This window comes from Vibrio sp. A11, assembly GCF_013048705.1.
In the GTDB taxonomy this organism is placed as follows: Bacteria; Pseudomonadota; Gammaproteobacteria; order Enterobacterales; family Vibrionaceae; genus Vibrio; species Vibrio metschnikovii.
Genome location: NZ_VHSI01000002.1, coordinates 188,846 through 210,175 on the forward strand (window position 1 = coordinate 188,846; position 21,330 = coordinate 210,175).

General features: G+C 45.8%; 19 protein-coding genes. 10 read left to right on the plus strand and 9 right to left on the minus strand.

The genetic code is table 11. The features are described 5' to 3' along the window. Positions 1-27: 27 nt before the first annotated feature. The gene (locus tag FKQ60_RS03370) at positions 28-387 is read right to left on the minus strand and encodes a hypothetical protein (RefSeq protein ID WP_170906019.1); all 360 of its coding nucleotides are present in this window, start codon (positions 385-387) and stop codon (positions 28-30) included. A 300-nt stretch (positions 388-687) separates the two neighbouring features. Between FKQ60_RS03370 and rsxA the strand changes: the two genes are divergently transcribed. Genes rsxA through gloA form a run of 8 tightly spaced genes read left to right on the plus strand, consistent with a single transcriptional unit; the run spans position 688 to position 7,534 of the window. Continuing rightward, entirely contained in the window at positions 688-1,266 is a 579-nt protein-coding gene (rsxA, locus tag FKQ60_RS03375) for an electron transport complex subunit RsxA (protein WP_004395667.1), read from the plus strand. After that, a complete protein-coding gene (gene rsxB / locus FKQ60_RS03380; protein WP_170906020.1) occupies positions 1,267-1,854 on the plus strand; it encodes an electron transport complex subunit RsxB in 588 nt (195 codons plus the stop codon). It begins immediately after the preceding gene. An 8-nt stretch (positions 1,855-1,862) separates the two neighbouring features. Further along, the gene (rsxC, locus tag FKQ60_RS03385; RefSeq protein ID WP_170906021.1) at positions 1,863-4,067 is read left to right on the plus strand and encodes an electron transport complex subunit RsxC; all 2,205 of its coding nucleotides are present in this window, start codon (positions 1,863-1,865) and stop codon (positions 4,065-4,067) included. After that, positions 4,067-5,113, plus strand: a complete 1,047-nt coding sequence (gene rsxD, locus FKQ60_RS03390; protein WP_158138126.1) for an electron transport complex subunit RsxD — start codon at positions 4,067-4,069, stop codon at positions 5,111-5,113. Before rsxC ends, rsxD begins: the two co-directional genes overlap by 1 nt. Positions 5,114-5,121: 8 nt before the next feature. Beyond that, positions 5,122-5,751, plus strand: coding sequence for an electron transport complex subunit RsxG (gene rsxG / locus FKQ60_RS03395; protein WP_170906022.1), 630 nt, complete (start codon positions 5,122-5,124; stop codon positions 5,749-5,751). After that, entirely contained in the window at positions 5,752-6,444 is a 693-nt protein-coding gene (locus FKQ60_RS03400) for an electron transport complex subunit E (protein ID WP_004395672.1), read from the plus strand. It begins immediately after the preceding gene. A 23-nt stretch (positions 6,445-6,467) separates the two neighbouring features. Further along, positions 6,468-7,109, plus strand: coding sequence for an endonuclease III (gene nth / locus FKQ60_RS03405; RefSeq protein ID WP_170906023.1), 642 nt, complete (start codon positions 6,468-6,470; stop codon positions 7,107-7,109). Between the two features lie 8 nt (positions 7,110-7,117). After that, on the plus strand, positions 7,118-7,534 hold the full coding sequence (gene gloA, locus FKQ60_RS03410) for a lactoylglutathione lyase (protein WP_072668601.1): 417 nt from the start codon (positions 7,118-7,120) through the stop codon (positions 7,532-7,534). A 105-nt stretch (positions 7,535-7,639) separates the two neighbouring features. On the opposite strand, the gene FKQ60_RS03415 is transcribed toward gloA, so the two are convergent. Continuing rightward, positions 7,640-8,524 carry an OmpA family protein gene (locus tag FKQ60_RS03415; protein ID WP_154168681.1) on the minus strand — a complete coding sequence of 295 codons (885 nt, stop codon included), beginning with the start codon at positions 8,522-8,524 and terminating at the stop codon, positions 7,640-7,642. 205 nt (positions 8,525-8,729) lie between these two features. Here FKQ60_RS03415 and rnt point away from each other — a divergent pair, with 205 nt between their 5' ends. Together rnt and FKQ60_RS03425 are read left to right on the plus strand one after the other, a co-directional pair. Then, a complete protein-coding gene (rnt, locus tag FKQ60_RS03420) occupies positions 8,730-9,386 on the plus strand; it encodes a ribonuclease T (protein WP_158138120.1) in 657 nt (218 codons plus the stop codon). 11 nt (positions 9,387-9,397) lie between these two features. After that, positions 9,398-10,726, plus strand: coding sequence for a Na+/H+ antiporter family protein (locus tag FKQ60_RS03425; protein ID WP_170906024.1), 1,329 nt, complete (start codon positions 9,398-9,400; stop codon positions 10,724-10,726). Between the two features lie 86 nt (positions 10,727-10,812). Here FKQ60_RS03425 and purF read toward each other — a convergent pair whose 3' ends face one another. The 7 genes from purF to FKQ60_RS03460 all read right to left on the minus strand — a co-directional run bounded on the left by purF (position 10,813) and on the right by FKQ60_RS03460 (position 21,257). Then, positions 10,813-12,327, minus strand: a complete 1,515-nt coding sequence (gene purF, locus FKQ60_RS03430) for an amidophosphoribosyltransferase (protein WP_170904674.1) — start codon at positions 12,325-12,327, stop codon at positions 10,813-10,815. Positions 12,328-12,361: 34 nt separating this feature from the next. Beyond that, positions 12,362-12,853, minus strand: coding sequence for a CvpA family protein (locus tag FKQ60_RS03435; RefSeq protein ID WP_170904675.1), 492 nt, complete (start codon positions 12,851-12,853; stop codon positions 12,362-12,364). A 62-nt stretch (positions 12,854-12,915) separates the two neighbouring features. Then, positions 12,916-13,461, minus strand: a complete 546-nt coding sequence (locus FKQ60_RS03440; RefSeq protein WP_154168687.1) for an SPOR domain-containing protein — start codon at positions 13,459-13,461, stop codon at positions 12,916-12,918. Further along, the gene (folC, locus tag FKQ60_RS03445; protein ID WP_004395681.1) at positions 13,462-14,727 is read right to left on the minus strand and encodes a bifunctional tetrahydrofolate synthase/dihydrofolate synthase; all 1,266 of its coding nucleotides are present in this window, start codon (positions 14,725-14,727) and stop codon (positions 13,462-13,464) included. Between the two features lie 44 nt (positions 14,728-14,771). Further along, positions 14,772-15,698 carry an acetyl-CoA carboxylase, carboxyltransferase subunit beta gene (gene accD, locus FKQ60_RS03450; protein WP_040904527.1) on the minus strand — a complete coding sequence of 309 codons (927 nt, stop codon included), beginning with the start codon at positions 15,696-15,698 and terminating at the stop codon, positions 14,772-14,774. A 169-nt stretch (positions 15,699-15,867) separates the two neighbouring features. Next, on the minus strand, positions 15,868-16,662 hold the full coding sequence (gene truA, locus FKQ60_RS03455; RefSeq protein WP_004395683.1) for a tRNA pseudouridine(38-40) synthase TruA: 795 nt from the start codon (positions 16,660-16,662) through the stop codon (positions 15,868-15,870). 95 nt (positions 16,663-16,757) lie between these two features. Beyond that, positions 16,758-21,257, minus strand: a complete 4,500-nt coding sequence (locus FKQ60_RS03460; RefSeq protein ID WP_170906025.1) for a FimV/HubP family polar landmark protein — start codon at positions 21,255-21,257, stop codon at positions 16,758-16,760. Positions 21,258-21,330: the final 73 nt, after the last annotated feature.

A 21,330-nucleotide genomic window follows, 5' to 3' on the forward strand; every position in this document is an offset into this window, starting at 1 on the left:
TAGCTTTAATGCCAATACATGCTGGTTTTATTCATGGAAAACACACAGTTGAAGATGGGGTCGCCGCTTGGGAACTCTCGGTTCGCGAAAAATGGTAAAAGGTAAACGACTCATCAGCCGTTGACTGACGATGATCGCAACCGTTAACCACAATAATGGGCTAAATAGCTCAACTAATTGTTGTAAATGATGACTCAGCAGTTTTTCTGTTAAATGGCAGGGCTCACTCAAGGTATCGTTATCGGCCGACACCAGATCAGCGAGCACCGAGGACGCCTCAGGGCAAAAACTTAACACGCCGCTATTTTTCGCCAGACACAGCACCATCACCCAACTGATCAACAGTAAGGCTAATAATCGGTAACGAGGGCGACGTAAATAATCCAATCAACAATCCTGAGTAACATAAATCGACAAACTCTACCCAAACCACTTGGAGTTACAGGTAGGAAGGGGATACAACCTATGGCGAATATGACCGAGCACAATCAATAAAGTTCAGCACAATCTTAGCTTAATGGTTCAAATTCCTCTTCGCATCAGGTTGCCAATCAAAGGATTTACTCTCTAACCGCAATTATTACGTATACTTTGTAGTCAACATACTAAAACCTTTGTTTTACTCGGTTGTTATTGACTGCGCAAAGCAGGATAATGCCCAGCTCGGAATTTAAGACAACGATCACTATGACCGACTATTTTTTGCTGTTAATCGGCACTGTTCTGGTTAACAACTTTGTACTGGTAAAATTCTTAGGCTTATGCCCTTTTATGGGTGTGTCGAAAAAACTCGAAACTGCGATTGGTATGGGGTTAGCGACGACGTTCGTCCTAACCCTTGCCTCTGTATGTGCCTATCTTGTTGAAAGTTACATTCTCGCGCCACTTGGTATTGAGTATTTGCGCACCATGAGTTTTATTTTGGTGATTGCAGTGGTGGTGCAGTTTACGGAGATGGTCGTTCATAAAACCAGCCCCACTTTATACCGTTTATTAGGTATTTTCTTACCCTTAATTACCACCAACTGCGCAGTGCTTGGCGTAGCGCTGCTCAATATCAATGAAAATCATAACTTTATCCAATCGATTATTTATGGTTTTGGGGCAGCGGTTGGCTTTTCTCTGGTGCTAATTCTTTTTGCGGCGATGCGTGAGCGCATTCAGGTCGCCGATGTTCCCGCTCCGTTTAAAGGTGCTTCCATTGCCATGATCACCGCAGGTTTAATGTCTTTGGCCTTTATGGGCTTTACCGGTTTGGTGAAATAAATGAGTACGTTACTGATCGCCATTCTTGCGCTGGCGGCACTGGCTGCCGTGTTTGGGGCTATTTTGGGGTTTGCTTCTGTTCGCTTCAAAGTCGAAGGCGATCCGATTGTTGATCAAATCGATGCCATTTTACCGCAAACGCAATGTGGTCAATGTGGCTATCCGGGCTGTCGACCTTATGCTGAAGCGATCGCCAATGGTGATACGATTAATAAATGCCCACCAGGTGGCCAAGCGACGATTGAAAAGTTAGCTGATTTAATGGGTGTTGAAGTTCAAGAATCCGCCCATGATTTGGATAATAAGGTCAAAACCGTTGCTTTTATTTACGAAGATATGTGTATTGGCTGTACCAAGTGCATCCAAGCTTGCCCTGTCGATGCTATCGTCGGAGGCACCAAAGCCTTACATACCGTAATAAAAGACGAGTGTACTGGTTGTGATTTGTGTGTTGCCCCTTGCCCAACTGACTGTATCGAGATGATCCCATTAGAGACCACTCCCGAAACGTGGAAATGGCAAATGAATGCTATCCCAGTCGTGAATATCGTTGAACCTGCGTCTAATTCGCAAAAAAGTGCGCATTAAGGATAGGTATGTTGTCATTAATTGAACAAATCCAAGCTGGTCGTCTTTGGGATTTCCCCGGTGGCATTCATCCACCTGAAAATAAACAGCAATCAACACAAACCGCTATCGCTCATGCTCCCATTGCTCATGAACTTGTTCTGCCAATAAAGCAGCACATAGGTAAAGCGGGCGATCTACTGGTTGAGGTCGGGCAGCGAGTGCTCAAAGGTCAAGCGCTCACCAAATATACAACGACATTTATGCTGCCAGTGCATGCGCCGACGTCTGGAGAAATCATCGCAATAGAACCACGCACAACCGCTCATCCTTCAGGATTGCCAGAAATGTGCATTGTGCTGCGTCCAGATGGTCAAGAATCGTGGATAGAGCGCCAATCAATCGCCGATTTTACTCAGTATTCAGCCGAACAACTGATTGAAATCATCCGCAACGCCGGCATTTCAGGAATGGGCGGTGCGGGATTCCCAACCGCAAAAAAAATTCAAACTGGGCTATCACGTACCGAAATATTGATCATTAACGCGGCTGAATGTGAGCCTTACATTACAGCCGATGATGCACTGATGCGCTTCCATGCCGACGAGATCATTAAAGGGATCAGTATTGTCGAGCATATATTGCGCCCTAAGCTGACGATTATCGGCATTGAAGATAACAAACCAGAAGCCATCCAAGCATTAGAGCAAGCGGCAAAAGAAAAAGATTTGCTGATCCGAGTGATCCCGACTAAATATCCTTCTGGCGGTGAAAAACAGTTGATCAAAATTTTGACCAACCTTGAGGTGCCTAATAATGGCATTCCGGCGGATATTGGTTTGATGATGCAAAATATCGGCTCAATACATGCGATTAAACGTGCAGTCATCGATGGCGAACCCCTGATTCAACGTGTAGTTACCTTAACCGGTAATACCTTTAAACAACCAACCAATGTATGGACGCTGCTCGGCACGCCAGTTGCGCATCTGCTAGAGAAGTTTGCTTACCAAGCCGACAAAAAATTACCGCGTTTGATCATGGGCGGGCCGATGATGGGCTTTACCCTACCTCATGCTCAGGTGCCAATTACCAAAACCAGCAACTGCATCTTAGCGCCGACCAGCAAAGAAATTAGTGCACCGCAAGCAGAAATGGCCTGTATTCGCTGTGGTTTATGTGCCGACGCCTGCCCCGCGTCGCTACTCCCGCAGCAGTTACAATGGCACGCCAAAGCTGAAGAATATGATAAATGCGAAGAGCTGAATCTAAAAGATTGCATTGAGTGTGGCGCTTGCGCTTATGTTTGCCCAAGTGAAATTCCTTTGGTGCAATATTATCGTCAAGCGAAAGCGGAAATTCGCACCCGCAAACGTGAAGCCGAAGCGGCTGAGCGTGCGAAACAGCGCTTTGAAGAGAAAAAAGCCCGCATGGAGCGTGATAAAGCCGAACGAGAACAGCGCTTTAAACAAGCTGCCGAAGATCGCCGCAAAGAGATGCAAAATAGTGGCAGTGATGATGCGATCGCCGCCGCTATTGCGAGAGTCAAAGCGCAAAAGCAGCAAGAGGATAGTAATGAGAAAGCAGTGAAACCAGCGGTTGCTGCTGCCATTGCCCGCGCGAAAGCCAAACAAGCTGAAGCGAGACAATCCGTAGAGTCGCCAGTCGAAGAAATCTCTTCAGCTACGAGTACAGCGCCGGAGCCTACCGTCGCAGCATCTAACAATGATAAAAAAGACGCCGTCGCCGCGGCTATTGCTCGCGCTAAAGCGCGTAAAGCCGCCCAGCAAGAGGCTTCTACTGATGACTCGTCTCCAGCAACCAGCCCAGCGCCTAAACCGATAGCCTCTGCGCCCAATGATGACAAAAAAGACGCTGTCGCCGCAGCCATTGCTCGCGCTAAAGCGCGTAAAGCAGCCCAGCAAGAGACCTCTGCTGCTGACTCGTCTCCAGCAACCAGCCCAGCGCCGGAGCCTACCGTCGCAGCATCTAACAATGATAAAAAAGACGCTGTCGCCGCAGCTATTGCTCGTGCTAAAGCGCGTAAAGCCGCCCAGCAAGAGACCTCTGCTGCTGACTCGTCTCCAGCAACCATTCCAGCGCCTAAACCGATAGCCTCTGCGCCCAATGATGACAAAAAAGGCGCTGTCGCCGCGGCCATTGCTCGTGCTAAAGCGCGTAAAGCCGCCCTGCAAACCAATCACCAAGCCAATAACGCTGAGGAGAAAAAATAGTGGCCTTTTTTATTGCTAGTTCGCCACACGCGCATAGCAAGCGCAGCACCGCTGAGTTGATGAAATGGGTCGCGATTTGTGCCCTACCCGGATTGGTTGCACAAAGCTATTTTTTTGGTTGGGGAACATTAATCCAATTGATACTGGCGATAACCGTTGCCTTAGGTTTAGAAGCCATAGTGATGTTACTGCGCAAACGCTCACCACGTTTAGCTTTACGAGATTATAGTGCCCTTGTCACCGCTTGGTTGCTTGCTATTGCTATTCCCCCACTCTCACCTTGGTGGATAGTGATCATCGGTTTAGTTTTTGCCATTGTGGTCGGTAAACATTTGTATGGCGGACTCGGTCAAAATCCATTTAACCCAGCGATGGTGGCTTATGTTGTCCTGTTAATCTCATTTCCAGTACAAATGACCAGTTGGTTGGCACCACATCAATTAGCCCCAGAATCCGTGTCGTTTGTTGATTCTTTATCACTGATTTTTACTGGCTTTAATCAAGATGGGTTATCGCTACAGCAGATCCGCACAGGGATTGATGGCATGACCATGGCGACCCCATTGGATGCTTTAAAAACGGCGTTGCATGCTGGCAATACACTATCACAAGCGCTTTCCTTACCCCCATTCAGTGGTTTAGCGGGGATTGGTTGGGATTGGGTGAATCTCGCTTATCTAGCAGGCGGCTTATTACTGATTAAGCTACGGGTGATTAATTGGCATATACCGGTCGCTTTTCTCTCTGGGGTGATTGTCTCTAGTTTACTGTTGATGCTGCTGGCTCCGGGCACGACCGCTTCGCCGATTATTCATTTACTTTCTGGGGCGACGATGCTTGGGGCATTTTTTATTGCTACCGATCCCGTTACCGCTTCTACTACCAATAAAGGCCGGATTATCTATGGCCTGTTTATTGGGAGTTTAGTGGTGATGATTCGTAGTTGGGGAGGCTTTCCTGACGGTGTCGCCTTTGCGGTATTACTCGCCAACATGTGTGTCCCCTTAATCGACTATTACACCAAACCTCGTACTTACGGGCATTAAGGAGCATTATGTTTACTGCCATCCGTAAAAATGGGTTAATTTTGGCTATCTTTGCTTGCGCTTCCACTGGTGTCGTCGCGTTAACCCAATATTTGACCGCCAGCCAAATCAAAGCTCAAGAAACTGCACAATTATTATCAGTGTTAAATCAGGTGATCCCACCTGAATGGCATGATAATCAACTGTCAGCCGCATGCACACTAGTAAGCGATCCCTTACTCGGTAGCTCAAAAGCCATGCCTGTTTATCTGGCCACTCTGAATGGAGAGCACACCGCATTGGCTATTGAGGCGATTGCACCTGATGGCTATAGCGGAGCGATCAAAATCATTGTTGGTATTGATCAACAAGGAAATATACTCGGCACACGTGTTTTATCTCATCAAGAAACCCCCGGTCTTGGCGATAAAATTGATTTACGGATCAGCGATTGGATACTCAGTTTTACTGGCCGTCAAGTCAATGATGACAATCAAAAACAGTGGCAAGTACGCAAAGATGGTGGGCAATTTGATCAATTTACCGGAGCGACCATTACGCCGAGAGCGGTCGTAAAAGCAGTTAAACAAACGGTCGAGTATGTGAATTTACATCGCGAACAGATCGTTAATCAACCCTTGAACTGTGGAGGACAATAGATGAGTGACCATAAAACACTGATCAAAAATGGCTTATGGGATAACAACCCAGCTTTAGTGCAGTTACTAGGTCTGTGTCCGCTATTAGCCGTCTCGTCCACCGTCACTAACGCGCTTGGTTTAGGTCTAGCGACCTTATTGGTATTGGTCGGTTCGAATGTGACCGTCTCTTTAGTGCGCGATTATGTTCCCAAAGAAGTACGGATTCCGATTTTTGTCATGATCATTGCCGCTTTAGTGACTTGTGTGCAGTTACTAATGAAAGCCTATGCTTACGGACTTTACCTCTCTTTAGGCATCTTTATTCCCTTGATTGTCACCAATTGCATCATTATTGGTCGCGCCGAAGCATTCGCCTCAAAAAATCAAGTGCTTCCTGCCGCTCAAGATGGCTTCTGGATGGGATTAGGCATGACTGCCGTTCTGGTCGTCTTAGGCGCTCTACGAGAAATTCTGGGTAATGGTACTTTATTCGACGGTGCTGATTTGCTACTGGGTGATTGGGCATCAATACTGCGTATCGATCTTCTGCATTTAGACAATAGTTTCCTACTCGCACTACTACCACCAGGCGCTTTCATTGGTGTCGGCTTTCTGATTGCCGCCAAAAACGTGATTGATAAGCAGATTGCTCAGCGTCAACCTAAACCTGAAAAACAGGCCATTGAGCGCGCGCGCGTCACCAATGTATAACTCGATTGACTGGGTATTTGATTATGAATAACGTAAAGCGGTTAGCAATCCTTGAGCGCTTGAGAGCCAACAACCCTAACCCACAAACTGAACTCAACTGGAATACGCCATTTGAGCTGCTGATTGCCGTTTTACTATCGGCTCAAGCTACCGATGTGAGTGTCAATAAAGCCACGGATAAACTCTACGCCGTCGCCAACACCCCACAAGCCATATGGGATTTAGGTGTCGATGGCGTGAAGCAATACATAAAAACCATTGGACTATTCAATTCTAAAGCCGAGAATGTGATTAAGACCTGCCGAATACTGCTTGATCAGTACGGCGGCGAAATTCCAGAAGATCGAGCCGCTTTAGAGTCACTGCCCGGCGTGGGTCGAAAGACCGCCAACGTGGTTCTTAATACCGCCTTTGGTTGGCCAACGATTGCCGTTGACACGCATATTTTCCGCGTCTCAAATCGGACTAAGTTTGCTATCGGTAAGAATGTCGATGAAGTCGAGCAAAAACTGCTTAAAGTCGTCCCCAAAGCATTCAAAGTCGATGTTCACCATTGGTTAATCCTTCATGGTCGTTATACTTGTATCGCACGCAAACCCCGTTGTGGGAGTTGCATTATTGAAGACTTGTGTGAATACAAAGAGAAAGTCTACCCAGAAAGCTAGGAGTCATTATGTCAAATAGTCGTATTCTTCATACCATGCTACGTGTTGGAGATTTAGATCGTTCTATCGAATTTTATACCCAAGTCATGGGCATGAAACTACTGCGTAAAAATGAAAACACCGAATATAAATATACCCTTGCCTTTTTAGGTTATGGCGATGAATCTGAAGGTGCGGTCATCGAGCTCACTTATAACTGGGGAGTCGCTGACTACGAGATGGGCAACGCTTATGGACACATTGCGATTGGTGTCGATGATATCTACACCACCTGTGACACCATCAAAGCAGCAGGCGGTAATGTGACCCGTGAACCCGGTCCTGTTAAAGGTGGCAGTACACATATCGCCTTTATTAAAGATCCGGATGGTTATATGGTTGAACTGATCCAAAACAAACAAGCCAGTGCTGGGCTTGAAGGCTAATCAGCTTAACGTTTAATGCCGATATACAAAACCGCTCTAGTGAGCGGTTTTGTTGTCTCTGAGGGGATGAAATACGACGGTCTGTGCGTTTTTATCAGCGTTCCATCAAACCTGAGTTCGTCCTAACGAAATCACCACTCGGCGGTTTTTATCTCGTCCAATCGGCGAAGCATTGTCAGCAATCGGCCGACGTTGCCCATAACCTTGAACTTGAATACGATCTTCTGGCAGTCCTAAGGTGCGAAAATAGCGTTGTAACGATTCTGCACGGCGCTCTGATAAACTTTGACTCTCATTGCGGCCTTCACTGGTATCGGTGTAAGTCGCCACTAATACCAGATCTATATCTTGATTATATCGAATATAATCCGCGATTTGTGCTAAACGCTTCTGCGATGCTTTATTAAGCTCGACGCTATTTCCTCGGTCGTAATGCAAAATAGTGAACGCGATATCTTCAAAACTGTATGGCAAAAGATTAGCGATACAATCACTAAACACGTTGTACTGAGGCTGAAACAGTACCGATGAGAGCATCACTTCAATGCGTTGATCACGGCTTTGCCAATCTTGATAACTAAAGGTTGGATAACGCCCTTGTTCTAATTCACTCAAGAGTGCCCAAGCCGTTTGACCACCAATATAACCATCAAATTGTTTAAAAAACTGGATATTAGAGATGCGATCAGCACGCTCGCCCGGACGCCACCTCGGCGGCATAGAGACTAAGCTTACGTTACGAGTCTCACCCATCGGTCTGCGCATTTTTAGTTCAAAATCAAGATTAATCTGTTTGCTGGCATGAGAAGTAAAAACAGCATCGCCATAATTAGGAATGGGATGCACTAACTGGCACTCTAATGGTGTATTGACCACCATTTGCCAAGTAGACTGCTGTGGCGAGGCAACGTATTGCTTACCAGAAGCGAATGCATTCACAGTGCCAAGACAACCTGCTACATAAAGACCTGTCATTAGCCATTTATTCATAATCTGTCTCTTACCACAATAATAAGCACTAAGGCGATAACTTGCCGCAACGAAGGCAAATAACGCAATCTGCGTGAAGGGTCCGTAAAACATGCAAAAAACTCGCCACAACAACAAGCTTTTGATGATTTTATTGCTGGGATTTGGTTTTTCTCAAGCAGATAATCTGTAATAATGTTGTTCTTGTCACTTAATTTAGGCTCACATGACTGTTATTAATGAAGCATTTGCGTTAAATAAACGCTTTAGAGGCTATTTCCCAGTAGTTATTGATGTTGAAACCGCTGGATTTAATCCACAAACGGATGCCTTACTTGAGATCTGCGCCATTACCTTATGCATGGATGAACAAGGAGATTTGCATCCTGCTTCAACCCTTCATTTTCATATTGAGCCATTTGAAGGGGCAAATATTGAAAAAGCCGCTTTAGAATTTAATGGGATTCATGATCCCTTCAGTGCATTGCGAGGCGCAGTCACCGAAGAATATGCCCTAAAAGAAATTTATAAACAGGTGCGTAAAGAACAAAAGGCGGCAGACTGTAGCCGAGCGATCATCGTTGCCCATAACGCATCATTTGATCACGGTTTTGTCATGGCAGCCAATGAACGTTGTAAATTAAAACGAGTCCCTTTTCACCCCTTCGCGACTTTCGATACTGCCGCACTCAGTGGGTTAGCTTATGGACAAACAGTGTTAGCTAAGGCTTGCAAAGCCGCAGGGATGGAATTTGATAATCGTGAAGCGCATTCCGCACTTTACGATACTCAACAAACCGCAGCACTATTTTGCGGAATTATTAATAAATGGAAAGCACTGGGTGGCTGGCCGTTAGCTCCCCAAACAAACACAACTGACTAATTGAGATATTTATGAACCCTGTTGTTATATCTGTGTGCGTCATGCTGATTTTAGCATTGATGCGCATTAATGTGGTCGTCGCCCTCACGTTCAGTGCGATGGTCGGTGGCCTTGTTGCTGGTATGAGTTTAAATGAGTCTGTCGCTGCGTTTGAAAGTGGTTTAGGTGGCGGCGCGACGATTGCTCTGAGCTATGCCATGTTAGGCACTTTCGCGGTGGCAATTTCTCGCTCCGGTATTACTGATGTCCTTGCCCAAAGCGTGATTAAACGTCTCCATGGTAAACAAAATCATGCGGCGACAACGGGATTAAAGTATGCAGTGCTCGTGGCTTTACTGCTGATGGCGATGTCGTCGCAAAACGTGATCCCGGTGCATATCGCTTTTATTCCGATCCTGATCCCGCCCTTATTGGCGGTATTTGCTCGTCTCAAAATCGACCGCCGAATGATAGCCTGTGTGCTGACTTTTGGTTTAATTACCCCATACATGATCCTGCCGGTCGGTTTTGGGGGGATTTTCCTCAATAATATCTTACTCAAAAACCTGCATGATAATGGCCTACAAAACGTTACCGCCAGTCAAGTACCCATGGCAATGCTACTCCCCGGCCTTGGTATGCTGGTCGGTTTGTTGATTGCGGTCTTTTTTACTTACCGTAAACCACGTGAATACCAAGCAACCGAATTGACCACCATTCAGCACCAAGAAAACAGTCATATCAATCGTAAGCACTTACTTACCGCAACACTGGGTATTGTGGCGGCATTGGCGGTGCAACTCGCTACTGGGTCAATGATCATCGGTGCTTTAGCTGGCTTTATGATTTTTACCTTTGGCGGGGTGATTGCTTGGAAAGAAACCCATGATGTGTTTACCAAAGGAGTGCACATGATGGCGATGATTGGTTTTATCATGATCTCTGCTGCAGGCTTTGCTGCCGTGATGAAAGCCACTGGTGGTGTCGAGTCACTGGTTACCGCTCTTTCAACCAGCATTGGCGATAATAAACCACTCGCAGCTCTATTGATGTTGGTCGTCGGTCTCCTTGTCACCATGGGGATAGGATCGTCTTTCTCTACTATTCCGATTATTGCGACGATTTATGTACCACTCTGCTTGGCTTTTGGTTTTTCCCCCATGGCGACTATCGCTTTAGTTGGTACCGCTGCTGCGCTAGGTGATGCCGGCTCTCCAGCCTCTGATTCAACTTTAGGTCCAACGTCTGGTTTGAATGCTGATGGCCAACACGAACATATTTGGGAAACGGTCGTACCGACCTTTATTCACTATAACCTGCCCCTGATTGCCTTCGGTTGGTTAGCGGCGATGGTGCTCTAGAGCTGTATCAGATTTGACTATAAAAAAGAGCGCTCAATTTAGGCGCTCTTTTTTATCCATTCGGTAAACTCATCAAATAAAAGCAGTTAAGCGCCTTCGTTATGCAGCTCTAAGTTCGCTAAATCTTGTTGAATTTCCGCTAGCGTTTTCGCATCATCTCCGCGCATCGATTCGAGAAAATCAAGGTACTGCTGATCAATATCACCCGTCACATATTCACCGTTAAAGACTGACGTTTCAAACTTAGCAATATCAGGATTACCGAGACGCACCGCTTCAATCAAATCGGGTAGTGTTTGAAAAATTAAACCGTCAGCACCAATTTGTTTACAGATAGCTTCGTTATCGCGACCATGGGCAATCAGCTCATTGGCACTTGGCATATCAATTCCGTAAACATTAGGGAAACGGATTTCTGGTGCCGCCGACACTAGGTAGACTTTCTTAGCACCAGAGTCACGGGCCATTTCAATGATTTGTTCAGAAGTCGTACCACGAACGATCGAGTCATCGACCAGTAATACATTTTTATCTTTAAACTCGGAGCGAATCGCGTTTAACTTACGACGCACCGATTTTTTACGCTGCTGCTGGCCAGGCATAATAAAAGTTCGACCGACATAACGGTTTTTGACAAATCCTTGTCGATAAGGAATATCAATCGCTTGGGCAATTTGTAGTGCAATATCACAAGACGTTTCAGGAATAGGGATCACTACATCAATCTCCAAATCGCTAAAACTTTCTTTGATTCGCTCGCCTAATTTTTTACCCATTTCGACTCGTGCGCTGTAGACCGAAATCTTATCAATGAAAGAGTCTGGACGGGCAAAGTAAACGTATTCAAAAATGCACGGATTAAGTACTGGGTTTTGAGCGCACTGCTGAGTAAAAAGTTGGCCATCAAAGGTGGCATAAATTGCTTCACCGGGAGCGATATCACGCATAAAGCTAAAACCAACGGCATCTAAGGCAACGGACTCAGAAGCAACCATATATTCTGTGCGATCAGCCACTTGACGCTTACCTAAACAAAGCGGGCGAATCCCATTCGGATCACGAAAAGCAACCATGCCATGACCAATGATCATTGCCGCGACAGCATAAGCGCCACGTATTGTACGATGTACATTGGCGACAGCACGAAAGACTTCTTCCGGCGTCACTTCGCTTTCAACAGAGTCTATTTCATGGGCAAGGACATTCAGTAACACTTCTGAATCTGAGGTGGTGTTGATATGGCGGCGATCTTTTTCAAACAGCTTTTGGCGCACCTCTGCCGCATTGGTCAAATTACCGTTATGGGCCAGCGTGATACCAAAAGGCGAATTGACATAAAAAGGCTGCGCTTCCGATGCACTCGAACTGCCTGCTGTTGGGTAACGCACATGGCCGATCCCAACCGTTCCTTGCAAGCGTTGCATATGTTTAGCTTCAAAGACATCTTTAACTAAACCGTTCGCTTTTCTCAGACGAAAACGATTGCTTTCTATGGTACAAATACCCGCGGCATCTTGGCCACGGTGCTGTAATACCGTTAACGCGTCATAAATTGACTGGTTCACCAGCGTTGTACCCACGATTCCAACAATACCACACATGTCTTAACCCTCGACTTTCAACAATAACTGGCGCTTAGTGAGCGCCAGAAAGAAAACTGGATGTTGCTTGTAAGTGTTCGAAGAAGGGAGCAATCAGGCGACTGAATTCTGGCACCAGTTGCGACCCTTTCCACCACTCTGCGTTTGGTGATGCGGTGAACGCATCCATAAAAAATAAAGCTGCTGCGACAATCAAAACACCTCGTAATGCACCGAAAACCACACCGAGGATCCTATCGGTTCCAGATAACCCTGTCTTATCAACTAACTGTGAAATGACGTAGTTAACCATCGCTCCAACAATCAAGGTGGCTATAAATAGCACCGCAATTGCCGAGCCATTACGAAACATCTCATCTTTAATGTTACTAAAGTACACGGCTAACTTTGCGTAGTATTCTGAAGCGATATAAAACGCGGCAAACCAAATAACCAATGACAACGCTTCTTTCGCAAAGCCACGAAGTAAGCTGATCAACGCAGACAGGCCGATCACACTTAAAATGACAATATCTAACCAATTCATGAGTTCTTACATTCTAAGTTGGCGCGCATTTTAACAGAAAAATGCGCAACGCAAACGTTTTCTTAAGGATTTAATGGCTTAAATTTAAGTAACTGACCTTTAGCGCCAGTTATTTTCTCTAATTCCACTAACTGATTTTCTAACTTACTTTTTGAAACATCAGGCCCAATAATGACACGCGTAAAATCGTTTTCTTGTTTTGTGTGTGCCTGATAACCACGTCGTTGTAAGTCAGCAACCACATTTTTAGCATTTTCTGCATTTCTCAGTGCCATCAATTGAATGATCCAAGCGCTATCTTGATAATCATTTTTTTCAATCACAGGACGTGTGGTCGTCGTTACGGTTTGATGACTTGCCTCTTTCGGTATTGCTGTAGGCGATTCAGTGACGGTGACTGGAGAGTCGGGCAAAGCCACCTGATCTTCTATGGGATCAAGAATCTCAAACCGTTCAATATCACTATCGAGTTCAGGCCTTAGCGGAATGCTAGCAACGTCTTCTTGATAGTGCATTTTTTTACCGTCCAAGAGATCGGGTAATACGATCACACCAATCGCAACCAAAATGATCGTACCGACTAAGCGGCTTTGAAATTTACTGGCCATTTACTCTCCTTTACCTTGCCAATGCTCAAGGACTTCACCCACGGTATGGAAGGATCCAGCAACCACGATGACATCATTGCTTTGTGCCTTTGTCAGCGCGGCTTCAAAAGCATCCACTGGACACAAATATTCACTTTGCGTTGGGGGCAGATAACGGACTAACTCCTGTGAACTCGCTGCGCGAGGACCAGAAAGAGAGGCGGGATACCAAGCTTTCACGACTGGAGTCAGTGCTTCGATAGTGGATTTAATGTCTTTGTCATGCAACATTCCGAGTACCATATGCACTTTTTGCTGTGGATAACGCTGTTCTAATTGCGAGACAAGATAGTGAGCCGAATGTGGGTTGTGTGCCACATCCAACAAAATCGTCGGTTGAGTCTGTAATACTTGCATACGTCCGGCCAAATTGGCTTTACGTAATCCTTCGCTCACATCAATATCACTAATATCAAGGCCAGAGCAGCCTAATGCCATCAAGGCTGTGGCGGCATTGGCAAGAGGCAATGTCGGAATCGGTAAATCACTGAGTTCAAATGATCCACTGCGCCAACGCCATGATGAACTCGATAACGTCTCATAGTGATATTGAATACCCACCTGATAGAATGTCGCACTAATATCATCAGCATGAGCCGCCACCGTTGCAGGTGGAGAAGGTTGCCCGCAAATCGCTGGTTTCCCTGAACGGAAAATACCCGCTTTTTCAAAACCAATCACGTTGATGTCATCACCGAGCCAATCCACATGATCAATCGCTAAGCTCGTGATCACCGAGACATCATGCTCGACCACATTGGTTGCATCTAATCGTCCACCTAATCCAACCTCAAGCAAAATCACCTCGACCTGCTCAGTTTGAAAAAGACGCAGCGCGGCTAGAGTGCCAAACTCAAATAGGCTCAATGTAGTATTACCACGCTGAGTTTCTATGTAAGCAAAGGCCTCGGTATGTTTTGAATCCGGAAGTTCGTGACCGTTAATCCGTACACGCTCGTTGTAACGAATAAGATGAGGGGAACTGTACACGCCAACCGAGTAGCCAGCTTGGAGAAGAATACTTTCCATTAAGGCGCATGTTGAGCCTTTACCATTCGTGCCCGCTACCGTAATGACAGTAGCAGATGGTCTGGTGAGTTGCGCTTTCTCGGCAACCGTTTGAACACGTTCTAAGCCGAGATCAATGGCCGAGGTATGGATATGAGATAAATAATCAAGCCACACCGTAAGTGGCGATGTGGCTTGAGGAATAGAGTATTGAGTCATCTAACGTAGAACCATAGTTATGCTTGGCTTTGTTAGTGGTTACTTTACCCTTTTTTATCCGCTTCTGGTACAGAATATGTTTCTTCGTTTGGCGCTGCGTTCACAGAAACCACCAGAGGAGAAGCATGATTGGTCATTTTGGCTAACAATCCCGCCACACGTTGACGCATTTCACGACGATCGACGATCATATCTATTGCGCCATGTTCAAGCAAAAACTCACTGCGCTGAAAACCTTCAGGTAAATCTTCACGCACAGTTTGCTCGATCACGCGGCGTCCAGCAAAACCAATCAAGGCTTTCGGTTCACCAATATTAATATCACCTAACATCGCCAAACTCGCAGATACACCACCCATCGTTGGGTCAGTCATCACCGAAATATAAGGTAAGCCTTTTTCTGTTAAACGCTGCAGCGCCGCACTGGTCTTGGCCATTTGCATTAATGACATTAAGGCCTCTTGCATACGCGCTCCACCACTGGCGGAAAAGCAGACTAACCCGCAATTATTTTCAATCGCCGCATCCACTGCACGCACGAAACGTGCACCAACAACGGAACCCATTGATCCGCCCATAAAGGAGAATTCAAACGCACAAGCAACAACCGGAACACCGATCACCTGCCCTTTCATCACGATGAGTGCATCTTTCTCGCCACTGCTTTTTTGCGCAGCCGCTAAACGTTCTTTGTAACGCTTAGTATCTTTAAACTTAAGCTTATCTTGTGGCTCAAGCTCTTGAGCGATTTCCTCGCGGTTATCTTCGTCTAAAAAGGTCTCTAGACGACGACGCCCTTTCATGCGCATATGATGGTTACATTTAGGGCAAACCTCTAAATTGCGTTCCAACTCAGCGTAGTACAGCACTTCTTCACAAGAGGTACATTTAGTCCATACCCCTTCAGGAATAGACGCTCTACGTGAACTGACAATGTTGCTTTTTTCTAAAATCTTTTCAAGCCAACTCATGCAAGACCTTTTTACTTTCTCATCTCCCGCGCTAGTGCGAAAGATATAAATTAGACATAAACGCGTGGGATTAAAGCATACAAAACCGCAACTGTAGACAAAAAACTGGTTGTACCTATTTCTTTGCCCAATCAATATGCATCTGTGTATTGGAAGCTATTTGCTCCAGTTAGTTCAAATTCTCTGCTAAAAATAGCGGCCCCAGTGGCGCTTTGGGTAATTCAAACTGCGCAGGATAATCGACAGCAACGAGATACAAGCCTTCAGCCTTGGCCGTTGCGGCAGCTAATTTGCGATCTTTGGCTGCCAATAACCACTCTATCCATTGTGGTTCTTTCTCTCCACGTCCGACTTCAATCAAACTACCGACAATATTACGCACCATATGATGAACAAAAGCATTCGCTTTTATATCAACGACAACATAACGCTCATGGCGAGAAACATTCAGGTGCATAATATTACGCCAAGGACTACGAGACTGGCAATGTACCGCTCGAAAAGAAGTAAAATCATTTTCACCCAATAAATATTGACCTGCCAGCTGCATTCGCTGAACGTCTAATTCTGGATGATAATGACTTACTCCCGAAGATAGGATCCCCGGGCGATAAGCATGATTATAGATAACGTATCGATAACGACGCGCCGTCGCACTAAAACGAGCATGAAAATCGTCGGCAACCACTTTCGCCCATCGAACAGCGATATCCTTCGGTAAGTTAGCGTTAGCACCCATCGTCCATGCAGCCATGTTACGTTCAGCTGTCGTATCAAAGTGGACAACCTGCCCTGTACCATGCACTCCTGCATCGGTACGTCCAGCACATTGAACCTCTACCGGATGATTCGCGATAATCGACAGAGCTTTTTCAAGCTTTTCCTGTACGCTAATGACGTCTCGTTGCCGTTGCCAGCCAAAGTAATGGGTACCATCGTACTCAATACCCAGAGCAATTCTCATGTTCTGTTTCTCATTGAAAATGGGGCGGGCAGTATATACTGATCGCCAAACAACGTGAAGACACCTACGCCGCGAAAGTCATCCATCTTTACAGGCTATTGTCGACCATTGATCCTATCAATAAGGTATTTTGCCTGGCGACGAATTTCATCATCACCATCAACGATCGCTTCTTCCAGTAACTTGATTGCTCCTTTACTGTCATTCATTTCCAAGTAAATTTTCGCTAAATCAAGCTTACCGGCCGCTTCGGCATTATTGTCAACATCAAAATCAGTGATATCTCCAAGCACATCAGGAAATTCATCTAAACCGACATCCAGCTTAAGCGCTTCATCATCAGGATTTATCGAGCCTTCATCCCTTTCTACTTGAGCCATCAACTCATCAACGGTCATGAACTCACGCTTTTCAGGTGAAAAATCAACTACATCTTCCTGATTTTCCCAATTTTCCACTTCAACTTCAGGTTGCTGATTTTGTATTTCCTCTTGCCAGATCGCTTGATCTTCTTCCGGTATCTCATCAGGGATAACGGCTTTTTGATCCTCGGTTAAACTAAAACCATTCCAGTCTTCTCCACCCATTTGTAACATGGCATCAATATCCATGCCTGCACTGTCAATGGTTTTAGCATCTAACGGCGAATTAAACAGATCCATTGGACGAGCCATTGGGTCATTCAATAAATCCGTAAATTGTTGCTCATTGTACGCTTTACTGGATAACGTAGCGAAATCAATCGGCTCATCATTTTTATCCTCTGGCTCTGGCTCTGGCTCTGGCTCTGGCTCTGGCTCTGGCTCTGGCTCTGGCTCTGGCTCTGGCTCTGGCTCTGGCTCTGGCTCTGGCTCTGCAGGGATTGAAGCGGTGTCTTGCTGATCCGTCAAGTCTGAGTGTTCAGCAACCTGATGTGGTGTCTGTAACTCCTCTTGTTGATCAAAGTTAGCCATGATGTCATTAAGTTCAGCAGCATCTTCATCACCATCAAAAATAACCTCTGATTCGGTTTCAAATTCCGTATCGGCTAAGGCATCTTGCTCGGTATATTCAGCAAGCTCACTCTCATCAAAACTTAATGGACCGTCTTCCTGCTCTGAAGATGGCTCAAGGGCTGAGTCATCAGGTTGGCTATTATCGGGCTCGACAATGGCGTCATCGACATCATTGCCTATCGATTCTAAAGAAACATCACTGGATGGAGCTTTACTGTCCGGCTGAGCAAGTTCAGCCGGTTCGACGGATTCAGTTAACACTTTATCAACGTGGTCACTTTCTACCGCCACATCCGCATCTAACGATGACGCTTGCTCTTGTTGCGTGTCTGGTTGCTGTTCAAGCGTTTCTTGTTCAGCTACCTGATTGACAAGACTGCTTTCAGGCTCTGGTTCAGAGTCTAAATCATCACTCTCAGACTCATCTTCATTGAGGGATAATAATTCTTCTTCGCTTGGCATGGGCTGCTCTACTTGAACAGCCTCGTTACTCTCATCGGCACCTTGGCTATCAGTATCAGTAGCAACCGTCGAGGGCTCTGTCACCGAGTCCGCATCGACTTCCTCAACATCATCGTCTAAATCCGCCAAAGCGTCTTGTTCGGTATACTCGGCAAGCTGACTTTCATCAATATTTAATGGACCATCTTCCGACGGTTCAGCATGCTGACCATTCTCATCAATCGATTCAGGGTCTTGATCCTCAATGGTCTCTAGAGCGGCATCAAAGGCGATATCCTCACTATCAGAATCAGACTGCTGGGGTTCAAGCTGCTCAATATCACTCAGCCGATCATCGTCATCGACACTTTCTAACATCGAATCCAAATCAAATGACGGCGCTTGATCTACTTGCGTTTCTGGTTGCTCTTCAAGCGTATCTTGATCTGCTACCTGATTGACAAGACTGCTTTCCGGCTCTGGATCTGAGTCATCATTCTCTAACTCATCGCTATCAACGGATAATGACTCTTCTTCACTTGGTACGTGCTGTTCCGGTTGAACAGCATCATTCTCATCGGCGTCTTCAGTATCAGTAGTAACGCTCGATGGCTCTGTCACCGAGTCAGTATCGAGTTGCTCAATATCATCGTCTAAATCCGCCAAGGCGTCTTGCTCGGTATACTCGGCAAGCTCACTCTCATCAATGCTTAGCGGCCCTTCTGTTTCTGGTAAAACTGGCGCATCAGGCTCTTCATCGATTAAATGAGCAACATCGCTAACCTCGGTTTGCTCGATTAACGGTTCATTCTCTGACTCAGTAGGGTCACTTTGCGCAGCTTGTGGCTCACCATCGGTGGCAATAGAGGCTTGATCTTCACTTTCAAAGCTCGATTCAACATCTGTTTTCTCCCCTTCTTCAACCTCTAGTATTTCTTCAGGTGTATCTGTTTTGGTAGAAGGTTCGCTGACTTCACCATCAAGCGCAGAGACCTCTTGTTTGGCTTCATCGATACTCGGCGATGGTGCATCTAAAGGTTCTATCGGTTCGGGATCTTCATCATCAACCAACCAATCTTCATCTTGTGGAACACCAAATTCATTCGCTAGCGGTTCTGGATCACTCGCGCTAGCCGCTTCTCCCCCTTCAATCTGAGGATCAAAATCAAATTCCTCCTCCTCAACTGGCTGGTTAAGCGTTGATTCATCCTTATCCTCAAGATGAATATCATCAAGTAACGGATCTTGTGCTGGAGCATTACTGATCAGATCATCGATAAAGTTATTGCTATCGAACTCACTATCTTCAACTTCAGCCTGCTGCTCAATTTCGAGTAGTTCATCGAGAAACTCAGTTCCATCATCCAATGATACATTGATCGCTTCTTGTAGATCAGATTCGACGGACTCATTGCTCTCTACTTTTGGCTCTTGCTCATCAATCCATTCATCTAATAATGTCGGGCTGTCGTGATCAAATGACAGCGCTTCATCAACGTCAGATTCATCGAGTAGTTCATCAAGTAATTTATCAACAGCGGTATCTAAATCTTGTTCCGATAACTCATCACTCACCAATAATTCATCGAGTAATTCGGTACTATCATCGTCCAAGGAAAGATCCAGATCGTCCCCAACCAAACCATCTAATAAGTCGTCTAATACTTCATCTGCTTGATCTGGCTCTGTCGTTTGTGATTGAATGCTGTCTAAAAGCGAGTCCAACTCTTCATCTGAGGTAAGCTCTGGCCCACTATCAATACTGTCTGCTTTAAGCTCATCAAGTTGACTATCTAAGTCAAGCTCCGCATCATCGACCTCAGCTTCCATGAGTAACTCATCAAGTAACGCTTGATCAACTTCATTGCCTGATAAAAGCTCATCCTCGTCACCGGCTAATAAAGCATCCATCGCGTCTTGAGACAGTGGGTCTTCTTCTGCGAGATCAAAGTCTTCTTCATCAAGTTCATCACTTGATGGCTGATTTTCCGCTAAATCGGCAAAATTGGTATCCAAATCACCATCGTCATCAATACCAGCGAAAGGATCATCATCTTCGTCAAGATTTAAATCCATGTCGCCTTCATCAAGAGAAGCAAAGACATCCTCTTCTTCAGCCATATCATCGCCGTACAATATTTCGCTACTGTCAGATTCACCGAAGAGATCATCATCAAGTAAAAGATCATCGTCTCCTAGCTCTTCTCCCTCTTCAGGTAAAACTGGAGCAACTGGTGGCGGAGCGACTTTCTCTTCTGTTGATGATTGAACCGGCTCTGGCTGATCGGCTTTCGAGCGGCGACTCAATAGAAGCATGACTATACCCGCAATCAGTAAACCGGGTATCAGTGCTAATAGCGCGACAAACCAAGTACTGGATAATAATTGCTCCCACGTAGAAGGGCCTTGCTGAACTTGTTGATTATTGCGTCGGTCTTCATTTAATAAGCGTTCAACTTCAGCGCGGATTCGATTGTCATCACCCAATTCATGCTTTAACTCACTCACCTCAGATTGCATTTGTGCTAGTAGAAGTCGTAACTGATGATTTTTTTCTTCTAAAGCGAGAAGTTCGGCTTGCGCAACGTCAGTGAGTGGCGCAGGTGCAGGGATTGGATCAGGAGCAACGCTTGGCGCCGGTTGTTCAACCAGCGGTGATGCTTCCGTAACGGGTGGTGCGACTGGAGGACGTGCAGGCGTTGGGACAGCCGCGACCGCTGGTTCTGGTGCTCCCGTTAAACGCGCTTGATGAGCCGTCATAATCGTGATCGCTTCTTGCGTTGACGCACGATTAATCTGTTCTATCGATGGTATCCGCAGAGTGCTTCCGGGCAATAAACTATGAATATTTTGATTTTCAAACGCTTGAGGGTTTAAACGATAAATGGCTAATAACGTTTGCTGAACTGAAACATTGGCTGATGGCCTTAATTGCGTTGCAATAGACCACAATGTGTCTTGGGCCGATGTGGGGCCGAAAAAGCGTGAAGGCTCAGAATTGTTGGTGGTATTTTGTCCCATATCACGACTAAAACGCGGAGCAGATTGCACTTCACCGTTTGGGCCGATGAGACGAATGACTTCTGCACTAACGATAGAAGTCTGAGTCACGGCGACGATCGTTAATGGCAACAGCCATCGCTTAAAAAATTGACGCATAAAAGGCTCAGCTCTGTGCTTTAAAAATGAATATGACCTAAACAACTTAACAATGCAGGTAGACGGCAAGTGC

What these genes read in the sequence shown, in the direction of transcription:
- gloA (WP_072668601.1), top strand. Translation starts at nt 7,118, where the DNA reads ATGTCAAATAGTCGTATTCTTCATACCATGCTACGTGTTGGAGATTTA.
- rsxA (WP_004395667.1), top strand. Translation starts at nt 688, where the DNA reads ATGACCGACTATTTTTTGCTGTTAATCGGCACTGTTCTGGTTAACAAC.
- FKQ60_RS03425 (WP_170906024.1), top strand. Translation starts at nt 9,398, where the DNA reads ATGAACCCTGTTGTTATATCTGTGTGCGTCATGCTGATTTTAGCATTG.
- folC (WP_004395681.1), bottom strand. Translation starts at nt 14,727, where the DNA reads ATGACTCAATACTCTATTCCTCAAGCCACATCGCCACTTACGGTGTGG.
- FKQ60_RS03435 (WP_170904675.1), bottom strand. Translation starts at nt 12,853, where the DNA reads ATGAATTGGTTAGATATTGTCATTTTAAGTGTGATCGGCCTGTCTGCG.
- purF (WP_170904674.1), bottom strand. Translation starts at nt 12,327, where the DNA reads ATGTGTGGTATTGTTGGAATCGTGGGTACAACGCTGGTGAACCAGTCA.
- truA (WP_004395683.1), bottom strand. Translation starts at nt 16,662, where the DNA reads ATGAGAATTGCTCTGGGTATTGAGTACGATGGTACCCATTACTTTGGC.
- rnt (WP_158138120.1), top strand. Translation starts at nt 8,730, where the DNA reads ATGACTGTTATTAATGAAGCATTTGCGTTAAATAAACGCTTTAGAGGC.
- FKQ60_RS03440 (WP_154168687.1), bottom strand. Translation starts at nt 13,461, where the DNA reads ATGGCCAGTAAATTTCAAAGCCGCTTAGTCGGTACGATCATTTTGGTT.
- accD (WP_040904527.1), bottom strand. Translation starts at nt 15,698, where the DNA reads ATGAGTTGGCTTGAAAAGATTTTAGAAAAAAGCAACATTGTCAGTTCA.
- nth (WP_170906023.1), top strand. Translation starts at nt 6,468, where the DNA reads ATGAATAACGTAAAGCGGTTAGCAATCCTTGAGCGCTTGAGAGCCAAC.
- FKQ60_RS03400 (WP_004395672.1), top strand. Translation starts at nt 5,752, where the DNA reads ATGAGTGACCATAAAACACTGATCAAAAATGGCTTATGGGATAACAAC.
- rsxB (WP_170906020.1), top strand. Translation starts at nt 1,267, where the DNA reads ATGAGTACGTTACTGATCGCCATTCTTGCGCTGGCGGCACTGGCTGCC.
- FKQ60_RS03415 (WP_154168681.1), bottom strand. Translation starts at nt 8,524, where the DNA reads ATGAATAAATGGCTAATGACAGGTCTTTATGTAGCAGGTTGTCTTGGC.
- FKQ60_RS03460 (WP_170906025.1), bottom strand. Translation starts at nt 21,257, where the DNA reads ATGCGTCAATTTTTTAAGCGATGGCTGTTGCCATTAACGATCGTCGCC.
- rsxC (WP_170906021.1), top strand. Translation starts at nt 1,863, where the DNA reads ATGTTGTCATTAATTGAACAAATCCAAGCTGGTCGTCTTTGGGATTTC.
- rsxG (WP_170906022.1), top strand. Translation starts at nt 5,122, where the DNA reads ATGTTTACTGCCATCCGTAAAAATGGGTTAATTTTGGCTATCTTTGCT.